Origin of the sequence: Caballeronia sp. LZ001 (assembly GCF_031450875.1) — a bacterium.
In the GTDB taxonomy this organism is placed as follows: Bacteria; Pseudomonadota; Gammaproteobacteria; order Burkholderiales; family Burkholderiaceae; genus Caballeronia.
In genome coordinates, this window is the sequence record NZ_JARTVX010000003.1 from 276,948 (window position 1) to 294,787 (window position 17,840).

The window sequence follows — 17,840 nt, forward strand, 5'->3', positions numbered from 1 at the left end:
AGATGAACGACGAATCGACACAAGACCCCAATCAGGACCTCTCGCGCGGCGATCCGGTCCTGCGCTACTACGAAGCAGAAATGCGTTATCTGCGCGAGTCTGGGCGCGAGTTCGCACGGGCGCATCCTGATCGCGCGCGCATGCTCAATCTCGATCGCGTGGGTGATCGCGACCCCTACGTCGAACGTCTTTATGAAGGTTTTGCGTTTCTCACGGGCCGGCTTCGGCAGAAACTCGACGACGAACTGCCGGAGCTGACAGAAGGCATCGTAAGCCTGCTCTGGCCGCACTACTTGCGGATGATCCCATCGCTGTCCGTCGTGGAACTCTTGCCGCAAGGCGAGCGGATGCAGAAAACCGCATACGTGCCGGCAGGCGTCGCGGTGCGCTCCGCGCCGATTTCTGTGCCGACGGATTCAGGCACAACCGCTGCGCCTCGGACGGTGCAATGCCTCTACCGCACGACGCAGCCCGTCGCCATGCAACCGTTGCGCCTCTTGCAGGCAGGCCCCGCGGTGCGGCACGACGGCCGTTCGGTCATTCGGATAGCCTTTGAACTGGATAACTCGGCGCGCCGCACGGAAACCGATCTCTCGCGCCTGCGACTACACCTGAGCGCGGATCAGCCGACGGCGTTTGCCATGCACCTTGCGCTGACCCGTCAGGTCGACGTCATCGAATGGCGCATCCCCGAGGTTCGTAACGGCGAGGCCCTGCCGTGCAAAGGCGTGAGCATCGAACCAGCAGGGTTCTCTCCTGAAGAACGGTTGTGGCCTAAGTCGGATGCTGCATTTTCGGGCTATCAGCTGCTGCTCGAATATTTCACGTTCCGCGAGAAGTTTCTGTTCGTCGATCTTTGCGGGCTCGACATCGACATGCTTCCGGTGGGCGCGACGCGCTTCGAGTTCGAAATTGTGTTGAAGCATGCATATCCGTCGGATCAGCGTTTTAACAAAGACAATTTGCGCCTCTTCTGCACGCCGGTCATCAACCTGTTCAGCCTCGACGCCGAGCCGGTGGTAATCAATCATCACGAGACGGAGTATCGCGTGGTGCCGGCGGGGCATCAGGGCGGGCACGTCGAAACCTATTCGGTCGATGCCGCCGAATCTTTCGATCACGAAACCGCCGAGCGCTTCGAATATGTTCCCTTCGCGACGTTTCGACATCGCGGAGGCATGTTGCGGCACGAGTCGCCCGAACGATACTTCCATACACGCGTGCGGCCGGGTATGGACGGTCTACACGAGACGTGGGTGATTCTTGGCGGACATGCATGGGATTCGATGCAGACGCTGCCAGAGGAAAGCATATCGCTACGCGTGACCGGCACCAACGGAATGTTGCCGCGTAAGGGTTTGCGCGAAGCGCGCATCGACGAGCTCGCGCTCAGCACGCCAAACGTGGGCGGCGTGCGTAATCTCGTCGCGCCGACGCTGCCGCTTTATCCGCCCACCGGCGACCGGTTTCAGTGGCGCGTGTTGTCACATCTCGCGCCAAATTTTCTATCGATGCTCAACGCCGAGGTCTTGCGCGGCGCGCTCGCACTTTATGACTGGACCAACGACGAACTCAATCGGCGGCGGCTCGCCGGCATTCTGCACGTCTCGGAGCAACTGCTGGAGGAGATTTCCGGCGGCGCTGTGGAGCGCGGCGTGCTGATCGAAGTGACGCTCGACTCGCAGGCGTTCTCGGGCGAAGGCGACGTGATGCTGTTCGCCGAACTGCTGCATCGCTTCTTCGAACTGTATGCCGAAATCAATCTCTTCACGAAGCTCGCCATCGTGAGTCTGCCGTCGCAGGCTCGCATCGAATGGCCGCGCAGCAAGACGCGGCGTGCTCCGCTATGACGGCGCGCGATCTATCGGGGGTCGAACCGTTCGTCGCCGCGTTGCTCGCGCGCGCGCCACGAATGAGCTTCATGCAACTGTGCCGTCTTTTTGAGGCGAGCGAGCCGAACAGGCCGGGTTTCGGCGAGCGTGACACGCCCGAACACGAACCCGTGCGCTTCAGGCCGCGCCCGCGCATGGGCTTTCCCGCAGGCGAAATGGCGAGTGTCGAATTCGCGGACGAGGGCGATGCCCTGCTTGCGCCTACCGTGCGCACTACGTTCATGGGTCTGTACGGCGTCGATGCGACGATGCCGACGCATTATCTCGACGATATCGTCCAGCGCGAGGAGGGGCACGAAGCAGTCGAAGCGTTTCTCGACCAATTCAATCATCGGCTGGCGACGCTGCTTTATCGGACGTGGAAGAAGTATCGCTATCCGGAAAGTTTTTGCCACGGCGGTACGGACCAGCACTCGCAAAAGCTTTTGTGTCTTGCTGGTTTCGGCTGGGGCAACAAGCCCGCGCGCGCCGGTTTGCCAGATTCGCGCATGCTCGCCTTGCTAAGTCTGATGGTCCAACGTACTCGCACGCCGGAGGGTCTGGCTGGCGTCATTGCGCTTGGTGCGCCCGGCGTGGAGGTCAGGGTCGATGAGTTCTGGCCGGTTGCGAAGCGCACGGAACAGGGTTCGCCGCTAAGCGCGAAAGACGTGGGTGCCGCAAGCGCCGGCAGCAAGCGACGTGGCCTCGGCGGAGGGTATGTGCTCGGCAAGCGGATTACCTATCGAAGCCGTGCGGTGCGTGTGACGATGCGTCCGCGCGACGCCGAGCAGGCCAACGATCTCCTGCCCGGTGGGTGGCTGCATCGCGATCTGATGGCACTGGTGCGTCTCTATATCGGCGTCAAGGCCGATGTGCATTTGCGCGTGCAGATGTCCTCGCGTTTCGTTCCGACACCGGCGGTTGGCGTCCTGCTGGGGGCGCGCGCCCCGCGGCTCGGCTGGACCGTGGTGCTGCCCTCCGAGGCGGAACGCGACATCGAGATATCGCTCGGTGTGTGCGAGGCGCTTCCTGCTCCCGGCATCAATCCTTATCTCAAGCCATATGTCAGCCCGCACGCGGCGTGACTTCGAATCAAGCAGAGGGCAATCATGTTGAAACGATTTAGCGCAGCAAGCGTCGCCGCGACGCTGCTGCTTTCCGGATGCGGCGCTTGGCAAACCGTTTCCGATACCTCGGTCGACGCTTATAACGCAGTCTTCCACAAGCGGGTGAAAGTGCTCGACGTGGATCTGACCGCGCGCGCCGGGCTGAATCAGGACGCGGCGGGTCGTTCGACTTCAGTGGCGGTACGCATTTATCAACTGAAGGACCGCAAGCTATTCGACAGCGCGGCCTATGGCGATCTCATTCGTGACGACAAAACCATGCTCGCGCAGGATCTCCAGGCAAGCCTAGGCGTGGTGGTCAACCCAGCTGCATCGGTGAGTCTTTCACAGCCATTGGAAAAGGAAACGGCATACATAGCGATCGCCGCTTTCTATCGCGATCCGCCTGCGAACGGAAGCTGGAAGCAGGTCGTCGAGGCGAAGAAGCTGTCCGCCGATGCTCCGCTCAAACTCGAGCTATCCGATCGGCAAGTAACGGAGCTCACCGATACTAAGGCAAGCGGCAAGAAATAGACTTGCGCACCGGGGCACTGATTCAGTTCGACGGACATTTCGCTCGCGAACCGCGTTCCTCACTACGGGCAACGTCCGCCCGCTATCCATGCACACGGGAGTCTGCATGGCGGGCTGCGCAGCGAATGATAGAAGACGGCTGTGTCGCGGCAATGGCATTCGCTCCCAGGCAAGGGCCCGACGTCCCTCGCTCTCGACGCTCATGGGAAATCCATGAGTTCGGTACTACTGGATATCGACTTCGATTGATCGTATAAAACGGCCGTGCGCATGAGGCGGCTGCGCGCTTCGAAGTGTGGGAAAAAACTAACCGTTCCGGTAAAAACCACCGTCCATGCCTTGACAAAACATGGCCACGCAAGGGCAGAAAGCTCTGGTTAGACTTTTTTACACTTTAGTTGGCAGAAGGTTTCTAAACGTCTGAATACAATCGAAATTGTTAAAGATTGTGTAGCCGTCGGGACCAATGACAACGAAGCGAACAACGATACTGTCCATTTTTGGGACGCGCCCCGAAGCCATCAAGATGGCGCCGCTCGTCAAGGCGCTGGAAGCAGAGCCGGGCGTTCGGTCCATCGTGTGTGTAACCGGTCAGCATCGCTCGATGCTGCAACAGGCGCTGGATCTCTTCGATATCGCTCCGCAATACGACCTCGCGGTCATGTCCGAGAACCAGAGTTTGAACGGGCTGGCCGCGCGGCTGATCGGCGCGATCGATAACGTCATCGAAGAAGAAAAACCGTGCCGCATTCTCGTGCACGGCGACACCACCACGGCAACGGCAGGCGCGCTCGCGGCGTTTCATCGGCGCGTGCCGGTGGCGCACGTCGAAGCAGGCTTGCGTACCGGCGACATGACGCGGCCTTGGCCGGAAGAAATGAACCGCCGCGTGGTCGATGTCATGAGCGACCTCATGTTCGTGCCGACGCAGCGCTCGGAACAGAACATCGCGCGCGAGACGCTGCAAGGCCGCTCGATCATCACGGGCAACACGGTAATCGACGCGCTTCTGTCAGTGACGAAGCGCATCGACTCGAACGCCACGCTGCGAGCCTCGCTCGATGCTCGCTTCCCGTATCTCGACGATTCGAAGCAACTCGTGCTCGTGACCGGTCATCGGCGCGAAAGCTTCGGCCAGGGTCTGCGCGACATCTGCGCGGCGCTCGGCGAGATCGCCCGGCGTGACGATGTTCAGATCGTCTATCCGGTGCATCTGAATCCGAACGTGCAGGCCACAGTGATCAGCGCGCTCGGCGCCTCGCCGAACGTGTTCCTTATCCAGCCGCAGAACTACATGGGCTTCGTGCGTCTCCTGCAGCGCGCGTCCATCGTATTGACTGACTCGGGCGGCGTGCAGGAAGAAGCGCCCGCGCTCGGCAAGCCGGTGCTCGTGATGCGCGATGTCACCGAGCGCCCCGAAGCCGTGCAGGCCGGCACCGCGCGGCTCGTCGGCACGGATCGCCATGCAATCGTTTGCGCTGTGTCGCTGCTTCTCGACGATGAAAGCGCCCGCGCCGCCTTCGCCCGCAGCGTGAACCCTTATGGCGACGGCCATGCCTCGTCGCGCATCGTCTCGGCGTTGCTGGACCGTCCTTTCGAGGAGTTTCGCCCCGACTTGCGCGTGTCCGAGGAGCAGCATCGTCTGATGCGCGCGGCGGTTGCGTAGTGCGGCAGTGCGCGCATCGCGCGAAGCGCCGCAAGGCCGCGAAGCGAACGATGCGGATATCGAACGAAATAACTGCCAGCTTGGGCGTTGCACCAAAAAGACCATCGCAATCTCGCGCGTTCGCGCTCTCGAGCCTCTTCGGGCGACTGAGCGGCTGTGCGTGAGAATGCGCCAAAATTCGAGCCATTCGCCTTGATCAACGACATCATCAAACCGCGCCGATTGCGCGTCGCACTCGCTTTGACCGCCGCATGGGCGGCCTTTTTCATGGCGCTTCCGTGCGCGGCGCTCGCCGCCGCCGGCGATCTTGCAAGCACGTTCGCGCATCTCGGGCTCAACGGCCGCGAATCGCGCACGGTGACACTGCGCGAGCTAGGGCTCTTGCAAGACGTCACGCTGAGCGCACCCGACACGCGCCAGGAGTTCTATCTCCCCGTTCCCGCCGATGTCCCGCTCAGCGACGCCACGCTGCAACTCGACGGCGGTTACGTACGCGGCGACGGCGGACGCGTGACGATGCTGCTCTCGCTCGACGGCTCGCCCGTGCTCTCGCGCGCCTTCACGCAGGACGCGGGAAACGTCGCGGTGAACATCGGCGTGGACGGCGCGCCGCGTTCGGCCGGTTTCGTGCGGCTCGGGCTCGGCTTCGCCTCGGTAATCAACCAGAACGTGTGCACGGACCAGACCGCGATCGGCAACGTGCTGCGCGTGCGTCCGGAAACGCGTCTGACCTTCAGCTTCGATCCCGCCGATATTCGCGATCTGCGCACGGCGTGGAGCGCGCTGCCTTACGCGCCGGTGCTCGCGGTGTCGTCGCCAAAACTCGCCAGCGACGCCTACGACACGGCCTGGCGCACCGATGCGCTCCTGCAACGCGACGGCAAGCGCCCGCTCGTGCAGGCGCTGCCAGCCGTGGGCGATACGGCCGACCTGACCGGCATCGACGTGCCCGCGGCTTTGCGCGCGATTCCCGCGTTCAGCGCGCTGGCCTCGGGCGGCAAGCATGCAATAAGCGATGACGCCGAACTCGGCGCGCTCGTCGCGCTCGGAGCGCGCGCGGCGTTCGGTCCGGACGTGATCGTGGCGGATGACGGCATGAGAAAGCGCATCGTCGACGCGCTCGATGCGTTGCGCGCGCAAGTCGCCACCGCTTCCGCCGATGCCGTGCCCGCCTTCGACGAATGGCGCGCCCGCACGATGAACACGCTGACAGCGCCGCTCGCGCCGGGCGAGGTGCGCATTGCGCATGTCGGCGGACGCGCGGTGATCGTAGTCGGCGACACGCGCGGCATCGGCGCGCTGGCGGCAAGCTGGCGGCCCATCGATGTATCGAACCGGCTGATCGTGCATTCGATCGATGCCGACCAGCGCGTGCGCGGCGACAACATCGCGCTTTCGGAGCTCGGCGGCGATCCGCGCAGCATCGACGTGCAGACCAACGCGTCGTGGTCCGCGCGCTTCGACCTCGCCGCGGCTTCGGGCAACGGCCGTCTGCCGCAGAACGTGGTGCTCGACCTCGCGGCATCGCCGACACTCTCCAACGGCGGCGCGACCGCCACGGTGTATTTCAACGACGTGATGATCGGCGCGCGGCTCCTGAACGTGGATGGCGTGCGTCAACGCATCATCGTGCCGATTCCGCGCTATGCGCTTGCACGCACCAACGAATTGCGCGTGAGCTTTCGCCGTCAACCGGATGCGGGCTGTCAGGCGCGCCAGGCCTATCCGGTCGCCGTGTTGCCGACGAGCCATCTGCAACTCGGCAACTCCACGCTCGACAACACCTTCGCGGGCATGGCGGCGCGCTTTGCATCGGCGGCGACGGTTTACGTGCCGCACGCCTGGCTCGACGATGCGTTGAACAGCGTGCCGCGTCTCGCTTATCTGACAGGCGCGGCGGGCGTCGCTCCCGTGCAGGCGAAGTTCGCCGTGAGCGAGTCGGGCGCGACCGTGCATCCGGATGGCGCGTTCCTCGCCGCCGATGTCCCGCTTGCCGACGAGCACAATCCCGCCGTTTATTCGGCCGACAGGCTTTCGCTGAAGTCCGCTTCGGGCGACATGCTGCTCGACATGTCGGGCCTTTCGCGTGTCGCGGTGGTGAGCGTGGCGAGCTCAAACGGACAAAGCGGCGTGGTGTATCGCTCGGCGGGCGCCATGCCCGTCCTCAGCGACAAGCTGCAACTCTCGCGCGGCGACATTGCCGTGGTGGACGGCAGCGGCGTCCTCAAGCAGTTCGATACCGTGAATCCCGACGAACTCGTCGATGAACCGGCGGGCAGCTCCGACTGGATCACGCGGCACTGGGCGCGCTGGGGCATTCCGGCCGTGCTCGTGGTGTTGTTGCTGGTGCTGATCGCGCTGGCGGGTCAGGCGCGCCGCAGGCATCTGCGCCGGCAGAAGAAGGACAACGGCGCGTGATCCTGGAAACGATCAGGTGGTACGGCCAGATACTCGTCGCCGAGTACTACCAGACACTTGAATACGTCGCGGCGGTGGTGGCGACGATCATCCTGCTGTCGAGTCTCGATGATCTCTTCATCGATATCTGGTTCTGGACCCGCAAGTTCTGGCGGCGCGTGACGGTGGAACGCCGTTACGCGCCGCTCACCGTCGAGCAGCTTTACGCGCGCGACGAGCAGCCGATCGCCATCATGGTGCCCGCCTGGCAGGAGCACGATGTCATCGCGCCGATGATCGAAGACCTCGTGCGCGTGCTCGATTACCGCAGCTATACGATTTTCGTCGGCACCTATCAGAACGATCCGGCGACGATCCGCGAAGTGGAGCGCATGCGGCATCGCTACAAGCATTTGCATCGCGTGGAAGTGCCGCACGACGGGCCGACCTGCAAGGCCGACTGTCTCAACTGGCTCGTGCAGGCGATTCTGCGCTATGAGTTCGAGGCGGGCGTGGAGTTCGCGGGGATCGTCATGCACGATAGCGAAGACGTGCTGCATCCCATCGAACTCAAGTTCTTCAACTATCTGCTGCCGCGTAAAGACATGATTCAGTTGCCGGTGGCATCGCTCGAACGCAACTGGTTCGAACTGGTCGCGGGCACGTACATGGACGAGTTCGCGGAATGGCACGCAAAGGATCTGGTCGTGCGCGAAAGTCTCGCGGGTGCGGTGCCCTCCGCCGGCGTGGGCACGTGCTTCTCGCGCCGCGCGATGCTCGCGCTCGTTCGGCAGACCGAGAGTCAGCCGTTCAATACCGAGAGCCTCACCGAAGACTACGATATCGGCGCGCGCATTCTCAAGATGGGCATGCAGTCCATCTTTCCGCTGTTTCCGGTGCAGTTCACGTCGCGCCGCAAGGTGTGGTTCGGCCTGGGTCCCGAACGCGAGATCACGACCACCATGCCGCTATGCGTGCGCGAATTTTTCCCCGACACGTTTCGCACCGCGTACCGGCAGCGGGCGCGCTGGACGCTCGGCATCGGCTTGCAAGGTTGGGCGCTGACAGGCTGGAGCGGCACGCTCGCCAACCGCTATCTCTTGCTGCGCGACCGCAAGGGCGTGGTGACGGCGTTCGTCGGCATGCTGGCCTATCTGCTTGCCGTGCAGTTCATGCTGTTCGCGAGCGCTTCGTACTTCGGCTTCACGAATGATTTCTTTCCGTCACCGTTCATCGATTCCGGCTGGCTGCAGGCGCTGCTCGCCGCGAACTTCGTCGCGCTCTTGCTGCGCGTCACGCAGCGCATCATCTTCACGACGCGGCTTTACGGCTGGGAGCACGGCATTCTGGCGGTGCCGCGCATGGTGATCGGCAACGTGGTCAACTTCATGGCGGTGTCGCGCGCGTGGCGCCTTTTTATCGTGCATGTGGTGACGGGAAGGCGGCTCGCGTGGGACAAGACGATGCACGATTTCCCGAGCGTGGATGGCTTGCGCAGCACGCGCCAGGACCTCGGCGACTTGCTGGTGTCGTGGCAGGCGATCGACCCCGAACGGCTCGAACAGGCGAAGCAGACGGACCATGCGCGCGAAGCGCCGCTTGGACGCGTGCTCGTCACGCGCGGCTGGCTCGACGAGGAGACGCTCGCGGAAGCGATCGCGTTTCAGGCGGACTTGCCGCGTGGAAGGTTCGACGTGGCTCGCATGCAGAACGAGCCGGGCGTCGCGGTGCCGCCGGAAACGCTCGTGCGCCTGCGCGCCATGCCCCAGGGCGCCGACGCGAACGGCAACGCGATCTTCGTGAGCGCCAGTCTGCTCGATGACGCGGCGCTCGCCGAATTGCGCGAAGCGACCGGCTGCGCGGTATCGATCAACGTGGTGCGCGAAAGCGAGATCGCGGCAGGCTTGCGGATGTTGCGCGATGTGGGCGTGTCGGCGCTTTCCGGCGACGAGCAGACGGCCGCGAAGGCGGTGAACGACGAGGCTGCGCGCGGCGTGCCCTTGCTTGGCGACATCATGATCGAGATGGGCCTCGTCACGCGCCGCGCGTTCGAAACGGCGTTGCAGAATTATCGGCCGGAGCGGCATGGACGTATCGGCGATTACATGGTCGCCGAACGCGTGATTACGAGCGAAGCGCTGGCTTCGGCGGTGGGCGAGCAACGGCGCCGGTATGCGAAGCGGGCGGGTGGGCAATGAAGCGCTATCGTGCGCGCCTGCGTGGCGAAGAATCGGCTTTGCGGGAAAGAATCGATTTGGTTGCGAGAAAGCATAAGGCTCGATTGCACACCGGAACGATGCCCGATCGTCAGGGGCCGAACGCGCGCCGGATGACGCCGCCGGCAACGCGCGCGACATCCCGCGTCGCTCGCGTCATGTTCTGGACCGCCGCGATGATGTGCGCGAGCGGTCACGCACACGCCGATGAAACCTTGCCCTTGCAATTGAGCGGCGCGCCGTATCGCATTGCGCGCGACGCTTACGCGGCGTTCGGCGAACATCGATATGCCGATGCCACCGCGTCGGCGCGCGAGGCGATTCGGCAGCGGCCGGATGTCGTGGGTTTGCGCGTGCTGCTGACCAATTCGCTGGCGGCGCGTGGCCGTCTGAAAGAAGCGAGCCACGAACTGTCCGATGCGATCGCGCAATTCGGACCCGTGCCCGCATTGATCTCGCGCCGCCGGCAGATCGATACGTCGATCGCGGGCGGTGGCGAAGGGCATCCGGGCGGCGGCGGCGCCGGCGATCTGCAAGGTCCGGCGCTCGTGGCCGCGCGCGCGGCGTATCGCGATTTCGGCAAGAAGGATTACGCGGCGGCCGTGCGCGAGAGCCGTGAAGCCGTGCGTCTCGCGCCGCAAGTCGAGCGCTTGCGCTATCTGCTCGTCGATTCGCTCGCCGCTTCCGGCGACGATCCCGCCGCCTACGCCGCCGCCGACGATGCCGCGCGTCGCTTCGGCGAGAACAACGAATTGCGCACGCGGCGGCGTTATATCGGCGATCGGCTGGCGCCGGTGGAATCGAAGGCGGCGTATGCGGCGCGTGCGAATGGCGATCTCGTCGAAGCGGAAAGCCATGCGCGCAAGGCGGTGGCGTTCGCGCCGTCGCGGATGGAGTTTCGCACGCAGTTGCTCGAAACCCTCTTCGCGCGTGGCGATCTGGCGGGCGTGGAAGCGGCGGCGAGCGATTGCATCGCGATCGATCGCAACGACGCGCTCTGGTGGACCTTGCGCGGGTATGCGCGTGCGGCGCGCGGCGCGAATGCGGACGCGGATTTCGCGCACGCGTTGGCGGTGGCGCCGGAGTCGTTGTCGCAGGCGGGGGATACGCGGGCGAACGTTGGGGCGCAGGCGGATGATGAGAACGAAGGCGGCACGATGAGCGTTGCTTCCCCGGCATTGCGGAATCCGCGCCGGAGTGACGCTGCCAGTGCAAAGACAAGCGCCGACCCTTCAGACCCGAGCAGCGCGATGCTCGCTGATTCGGCGGCAGTGCGCCATCGACCACGCGGCAGCGAAGCTACGGATGCAAACGTGAACGCCGACACGCAAGGCAGCGCCATGCGCGCCGACCCCACGGGCATCGAACTGGAACGCGTGTTGATCGCCGAAGGCGACGCGCGCCGCGCCGAAGCCGCCGCTTCCGGCGAAAACGTGACGTTCGACGAAGCCGATGCGCGCCGCGCCAATCCGTCGATTGCGGGCGTAACGCAGTCGCGCGGCAACCAAGCCACGAATGACGTGGCCTCGACGAGCGGCGAAGCCGCTTCCGCAGCCGAACGTCGATACCGCGATGCCCGTGTCGCACGCACGATCATCGCCGATGTGCGGCTCGCGCAGAACCGTCCGCAAGCCGCGCTCGACGCGCTGCCGTCCGTATCGCAACGAAACGCCGCCGCGCTCGACGATGCCGACGCCGCCATCGCTTTACGCCGTCAGCGCGCAAAGACGATGCTGCAAATGGCCGCCGCCGCGCAGAACGACATCGACCCGCGTGCGCGGCCGACCTTCGATTGCCGCGAAGACCGCTACGGCGCATCGTGCGATGTCTACGCCCACGACCCCGCGCTCGCCGACACGCGCGCCGCACGCTTGGCCGAACGCGATGGCGAGCATGGCGAGGCCATCGACCACTGGCGCGATGCGATCGCCGCCGTACCCGACGATCCGCAATTGCGCATCGCGCTGATCGATGCGCTCGCGGCGGCGGGAAAAACGCGCGAGGCATCGAAGGAAGCGCGCGCGGCCATCGACGCCAATCTGCTCGATTCGATGAGCGACCTGCAGGCGGCCTTCATCGCGTCGCGGGCGGGCGAGCGGCAGCTTGCGCTGGACCGTTTTGCACGCGCTGAACGAAGCGGGACATTGTCACCGGGCGCGCAAGCCGATGCGGGTTATGCCGCGCTTTCGATGCATCGCAACGAGGAAGGCGCGCGCTATCTCGAACGCGCGATGGATCGCACCGCGAGCGCGCCTCACGCAGACGACGCGCTCCCGCCGCAAGCCGTGTACGACGCGCGCGCGGCCCACGCCGAAGCCACCCGCGACTGGGGCTTCAGCATGAACGTGAACTATCGCGGCAGCGGCGCGCAGCAGGGCTTTGCGTTCAACCCGACGCCCGGCCTGTCGAGCAACTGGCAAGCGGGCGCGGAGGCGTACTGGCGCCCGTTCGGCAGCCTCGGCGACCGCATGTTCGAAGTCTATGCGCGCGGTTACGAGAACTTCGGCGTGCAGGGTAGCGGACCGTCGGGGGCATCGACGTTGCAGGCCGCGTTGGGTGCGCGCGTGAAGCCGTTTGCATCGGTGAATGCGATCTTCGCCATCGAAAAGATCTTGCCGATAGGCTCGGACGTGCGCTCCGACTGGCTCGCGCGCGCGGCCCATTCGACCGGTTTCGGGGACACGCGCCGCCTCGACGTTCCGAGTTGGTGGACCGGCACGTTCTACGGCGAGGCGGGCCATTACCTTGTGAATCCGTCGACGTATGCGACCGCGAACGCGCGGCTCGGACGCACGTATCGTATCGATTCGATCAGCCCGCGCCTCACCGTGTTTCCGCATGCGGTGGTCGGCGTGGACTACGATTCTGCAATCGATCGCAGCGTGCCGGTGGGCATCGGCGCGGGCGTGGCGGCGCGTTACTGGTTCCGTGGCGATGGTTACGATACGACGCGCTCGTTCGTCGATATATCGGTGCAATATCGCGTGCGCGTGGCGGGCGACGATCGCGCGAAGGGCGTGTTCTTCGGTGCGGTATTCTCGTACTGATGGCGCTCATGCTGCCGATGGATTCGATGCAGTGCAGGTCTTGCATGTACGAGGTTTATGACATGTTCGCGGGTCATGCGTTTGCACGGCTATTACGCGCTTCGTTGTTCGCGGGGCGCCGTGTGCGCGGCGCTCGGTCGCTTGCTTCGTCGCGTTTAAGTGCGGGCGGCGGCGTCGATCAGTCGCCTGGATTGGGCTCGCAGGCAGATGCAACCGCAAGCGCGTTTCCCGCGCGGACTTCACGCGCCGTTATCCGTGTGATGACGACGGCGTGCGTGTTCGCATCGATATGCTTCGCGAGCGCGGCGCCGGCGCAACCGCCGCGCATCGTCTCAGGCATCGTCTGGCAGCCGGACAACACGTTTTACGATCCGCACGGCGACTGGGACAAGCTCGGCGCGCACGAACTGATCGTCCAATGGACGGCGGTCGATGGCATCTCCTTCGTGCCCGGCGCGGGCTTTCGGCCGGCGCCGCGCATGCCGGACTGGGAGCGCATTGGACGTGAGCCTTGGGCACGCGATGTGATCATCGGCTTGTCGGGACGTTTCAGCGAAGCGGTGGCGCGTGCGAATGCGGCGCAGCTTTCCATCGAGTCGATGCGTCTGGCGGATGTCGTCTTGCCGGTGCACGTGACGGGCTACTACTTTCCCGTCGAGATCGATCCGACCTGGCAGGATGCGAGCGCGCTGCGCACCTTGCTCGATGCGTTGCCCCGGCCGCTCTGGATCAGCGTCTACGATCGCGCGAACGTGGGTGGGAATGCGATCGCCGAATGGCTCGATGGCTGGCTGCCGCGCGATGTCGGTGTGCTCTTGCAGGATGGATGCGGCGTCTATGCGCGCGAGCCGCGAGTGGCGCGGCAATATGCGGATCAGCTTGCGGCGCGCCTGGGGCGCCATCGCGTGAGAATAATCGCGGAGGCGTTTCGACCGAATGTCGGTGGCGGATTTCGCTCCGCAACGGTCGATGAATTGAAGCCGCAGATCGATGCTTATCGCGGATATAAAACCTATCTTTTCGATGGGCCGCATTATGTGTCGAACGAGCTCGTACAGGGATTGATGCAGGCGTATTCTGTTAGGAGCTATGGGGCGCGATAGAGATTTTTTGAATATTTTGTGTTTATGGTTCCGCTTTGTAGGTGGTAGGCGTCAAATCGCGAGTAACGCGCAAATCAATCCAGGCAATTCTTTATCTTTTATGACCTATTGGATAGCCCGCTGCCGCCACGTCGCAGAGGCTTTGAATTATTACGTCTGGTATGAACGACTCAGCGACTGATCCATAAGTTTCGTGACGGACTACCTTAGCGTTTCAAATCAGTGAAACCACAACTAAGGAAGTCGTCGTTACAAAAAGAAAGAAGGATCAGCCGCGTGGACTTATCCCATTTGCAATGGCGCGGAAATAGAAGGCCTGCAACGTATAGATGGATTCAAAAATGAGTACGCAAGATGCAACGGTAACGCAAACCGAAAAGGCGTTTCGAGAAGCACTAGCCTTACGTCCAGATTCTCCTGCCGCACATAACAACTTCTGCGTCTTTCTCATGCAGGTCGGGCGTTTGGCGGAATCAGAAGTCATATTACGCAGGGCCATTGAACTTCGACCCGATTCGGCGGATATCGCGCTCAATCTCGGCGCCGTCCTGTTCCAGCTCAAACGTTTTGCCGACGCTGAGCCGCTGGTTCGCCGCGCGTTGACACTTCGCCCTGGCTTTGCAATGGCAAGTCATGTGCTCGGCTGCATATTGCGAGATAGTGGTCGTGCCGATCTCGCTGAAATTGCTTTTCACGACGCCATCGCCCTTCAGCCGCAACATTTCGACGCACATATCAGTCTTGGAGCAATAGCGCGATCGAGTGGCCGTCTCACAGAGGCTGAAGAGATAAGCAGACGAGCTATCGAGATTCGCCCGACGGCGACCGAGGCACACTGCCTACTCGGGACGTGATGTTCAACGCCGGCCGAGACGATGAAGCTCTTGCTTCGTACCGGCAAGTTTCGGCTCTCGATCCAACTAACGGCTTTGGGCATTGCGGGGTAGCGCTTGTGCAGCAGCGGCGTGGCGAGTGGGCCGAAGCCGAACTGTGCCTTCGCCGAGCGATATCTCTGCAACCCGAATCGTTCGAAGCTCGTCTAAATCTGAGTGCCTTGCTCACCGATTTCAACCGACTACAGGAGGCGGAAACCTGGTTGCGCGAGGCGATTGCCCTGCGTCCGCAGAGTGCGGGGGCTAAGTTTGGCCTTGGCATCCTGCTGTTGAGAATGGGTCGATATGAAGAAGGGTGGGAATTTTTCGAAGAAAGGAACTCCGACTCGTTTGACTACGCCACTTTTGGCTTGATAGAACGGAAGGCAAGGGCGGTGTCGATTGTCGCGTGGCAAGGCGAGTCCCTTCAGGACAAGTCTTTACTAGTTGTTTTCGAGCAGGGCCTCGGTGATGCAATTCAGTTCGTGCGTTTCATGCCGCTGCTCAAAACGGCGGGCGTCGCTCGATTGACAGTGGCCTGTAATCACGGGCTTTTCGCATTGTTTCAGGGCGTCGAAGGTATCGATTCCATCATCGATAGCAGTGTGCAACCCGGCGCAGCCGATTACGACCGCTGGTGCTTCTCGATGAGTGTTCCGGGGCTCATGCATATGACGCTACACAACATTCCTTGGCGGGCGCCGTACGTTAAGCTGCCAAGTGAGCGTCTCGAAGCTTGGGCCAAGCGCATGAGCGGGTTGAGTGCGCGACGATCCTTGAAAGTTGGGCTTACCTGGGCGGGTTCGCCCGCGCTTGGCAATTTCAGGAGCGGTCCCGATCAAACGAAACTCGATGCTTTGCGATCGCTACACTTTCGGAACCTCCTTCCGCTGCTGGGTAACCCCAGCGTGACTTTCTTCAGCTTGCAGCACGGCAAACCCCGAACGCAGCTTGCCGAGGTTTCACCGCATGGCGAAGTCATCGACTTGATGAACGACGCCAACGACTTGGTCGATACGGCGTGCATCATCGAGCAGTTGGATCTGGTGATCAGCGTCGATACATCCGTCGCCCATCTAACAGGTGCGCTTGGAAAGCCGGTATGGATATTGAATCGATTCTCGGGTGACTGGCGTTGGCTCGATGATCGCGAAGACTCGCCCTGGTATCCGTCTGCGCGGTTGTTTCGGCAGAAGCGGCGTGGCGATTGGGATGAAGTGATAGAGCGCGTCCGAGACAGTCTGATCAAGCTCGCAATGGCTTCGGTCACGACCTGATCGACAAGCCCTGCGCCATGGGGGCGGCTCATATGCGTGGCTTCGTCAACACCCCTCAAAGCATCGGCATATGCAAATGATGCGGATCGGCCAGCATATCGGCCACCCGCTTCAAAGCCTCCCTGCAATCCTCGCGATTCTGCGGTCCACCCAGACACAAGCGCAACGCATTAGGCGGATTGCCATCCGTTGAAAACGCCGCGCCCGCAACGGCTCCGATCCCCTGATTACGCAACTGCAACGCCAATTCCGAAGCGCTCCAGTCACACAAGTCGGGCACGGGCAACCAGAGATGAAAGCCATGCGGATGCGCGCTAAACGGAAAGTCGCGCAACACCTGCGCCGCAATCGCCTGCCGCGCGATCGATTCCTCGCGCATGGCATCGAGCACGTCGGCGGCGGTGCCGTCGTTGATCCAGTGCGTCGCCAGCAGCACCGTATATGGGCTCGGCATCACCGTCGTCGCGCGCAACGCGCCAGCGATACGCTGCGTCTGCCGTGGCGTCGGCGCCTTGAGAAACGCCACGCGCAAGCCCGCACCGAAGGTCTTCGATAAGCCCGTGACGTGATACGTCAGCTCGGGCGCGAGCGCGGCAAGCGGCGCGGGCGCATCGAGCGGCAACATGCCGTACGGTTCATCCTCGATGATCGGCACGTTATAGCGCATGGCGACATCCGCCAATGCCTCGCGTCGTTGCGCGCTGATGGTCAACGTACTTGGGTTCTGCAAGGTCGGATTGCAGTAGAAGCCGCCTGGCTTCTCCGTCTTGCAAAGCGCTTCGAACGCATGCGGCAGCGGCCCCTCGTCGTCGCGCGGCAACGCCTGCAAGCGAACCCCGAGTTGCGATGCGATAGCCTTGATGCCAGGATACGCCAGCGCATCGAGACAGATCGTCTCGCCCGGTCGCGCAAGCTGCGAAACAAGCGCCACCAACGCGCTATGAATGCCGGGACAGACGAGCACCGTATCGTCCTCGCAATCGGGCAGTCGCATGCGCAACCACGCACGGCCCGCCGCGCGATCCGCCGCCGTCCCGCCGAAGTCCTGATAGCGCAACAACTGCCACGGGTCCGCACTCTGCATCAGACTGGCCGCCGATGCCCGCAAGCGCGCCGTCAACCCGGGCGGCTCGGGCGGCATGTTCATCGACATCTCGACGCTGCTGCCGCCCGCCAGCGGCAAGGTCTGCGTTCGGCCGCGCACGAAGGTGCCGCTGCCCGCGCGCAGATCCAGCAAGCCGCGTTTGCGTGCTTCCGCATAAGCGCGCGCCACGGTCGTGTAGTTGAGATTCAGGACATCGGCGAGATCGCGCAGTCCCGGCAGACGATCGCGCGGACGCAAGCGGCCGCTCGCGAGATCTTCCTCGATGAGATCGGGAATCGTCAGATAAGCAGGCTTGCGGCTCTCTTCGAGCTTCCTGATCCAGTGATGCGCGGGCTGATTCATAGGCGCGATCTCCCTTGTGTGCATCCGATCAGCCAAGCATGCCGCATCAAAAAAGATCGCATAACCTGGGCAAGTTGATTGCATTGATCGCATCGATGCACGGCTTCGGTGTTGCGCGCACCAGCGCCATGCGTGTCTGCGCCGAATTCGTGCGCGCGATCTTCATTGATTGCATCGACAAAACGTCGCGAAGCGTTACCCATCATGGCGCGCGAAAATTTTTTCGGCGCGCATCGCCGCAGCGCTTTTTATTGATCGCGAAGTGATTGCATTTCGCGGGCCAATCATTGGCATATCCGTTGCG

The 17,840-nt window shown here is 63.0% G+C and carries 11 protein-coding genes; 10 read left to right on the forward strand and 1 reads right to left on the reverse strand.

Going from position 1 to position 17,840, the window contains the following annotated elements:
• Nucleotides 1–2: 2 nt before the first annotated feature.
• From tssF to P9292_RS05750, 10 genes are all read left to right on the forward strand, one after another.
• A complete protein-coding gene (tssF, locus tag P9292_RS05705; protein WP_250468755.1) occupies nt 3–1,850 on the forward strand; it encodes a type VI secretion system baseplate subunit TssF in 1,848 nt (615 codons plus the stop codon).
• A complete protein-coding gene (gene tssG, locus P9292_RS05710; RefSeq protein ID WP_309958300.1) occupies nt 1,814–2,956 on the forward strand; it encodes a type VI secretion system baseplate subunit TssG in 1,143 nt (380 codons plus the stop codon). The genes tssF and tssG overlap by 37 nt, the downstream gene beginning before the upstream one ends.
• Nucleotides 2,957–2,980: 24 nt before the next feature.
• Complete coding sequence (gene tssJ / locus P9292_RS05715; RefSeq protein WP_250494245.1) at nt 2,981–3,511, forward strand: type VI secretion system lipoprotein TssJ; 531 nt, start codon at nt 2,981–2,983, stop codon at nt 3,509–3,511.
• Between the two features lie 466 nt (nt 3,512–3,977).
• The gene (gene wecB, locus P9292_RS05720) at nt 3,978–5,177 is read left to right on the forward strand and encodes a non-hydrolyzing UDP-N-acetylglucosamine 2-epimerase (protein WP_244829942.1); all 1,200 of its coding nucleotides are present in this window, start codon (nt 3,978–3,980) and stop codon (nt 5,175–5,177) included.
• A gap of 192 nt (nt 5,178–5,369) precedes the next feature.
• On the forward strand, nt 5,370–7,595 hold the full coding sequence (locus tag P9292_RS05725) for a cellulose biosynthesis cyclic di-GMP-binding regulatory protein BcsB (RefSeq protein WP_309958301.1): 2,226 nt from the start codon (nt 5,370–5,372) through the stop codon (nt 7,593–7,595).
• Nucleotides 7,592–9,772, forward strand: coding sequence for a glycosyl transferase family protein (locus P9292_RS05730; RefSeq protein WP_244829944.1), 2,181 nt, complete (start codon nt 7,592–7,594; stop codon nt 9,770–9,772). The genes P9292_RS05725 and P9292_RS05730 overlap by 4 nt, the downstream gene beginning before the upstream one ends.
• A gap of 98 nt (nt 9,773–9,870) precedes the next feature.
• A complete protein-coding gene (locus P9292_RS05735; protein ID WP_309958302.1) occupies nt 9,871–12,837 on the forward strand; it encodes an NfrA family protein in 2,967 nt (988 codons plus the stop codon).
• Nucleotides 12,838–12,881: 44 nt separating this feature from the next.
• Nucleotides 12,882–13,940, forward strand: a complete 1,059-nt coding sequence (locus tag P9292_RS05740; protein WP_309958303.1) for a hypothetical protein — start codon at nt 12,882–12,884, stop codon at nt 13,938–13,940.
• Nucleotides 13,941–14,281: 341 nt separating this feature from the next.
• Nucleotides 14,282–14,794, forward strand: coding sequence for a tetratricopeptide repeat protein (locus P9292_RS05745; protein ID WP_309958304.1), 513 nt, complete (start codon nt 14,282–14,284; stop codon nt 14,792–14,794).
• Nucleotides 14,794–16,089 (forward strand): tetratricopeptide repeat-containing glycosyltransferase family protein, encoded by a 1,296-nt coding sequence (locus tag P9292_RS05750; RefSeq protein ID WP_309958305.1) that lies wholly within the window; start codon nt 14,794–14,796, stop codon nt 16,087–16,089. Before P9292_RS05745 ends, P9292_RS05750 begins: the two co-directional genes overlap by 1 nt.
• A gap of 55 nt (nt 16,090–16,144) precedes the next feature.
• On the opposite strand, the gene P9292_RS05755 is transcribed toward P9292_RS05750, so the two are convergent.
• Complete coding sequence (locus P9292_RS05755; RefSeq protein ID WP_309958306.1) at nt 16,145–17,536, reverse strand: PLP-dependent aminotransferase family protein; 1,392 nt, start codon at nt 17,534–17,536, stop codon at nt 16,145–16,147.
• Nucleotides 17,537–17,840 lie beyond the last annotated feature (304 nt).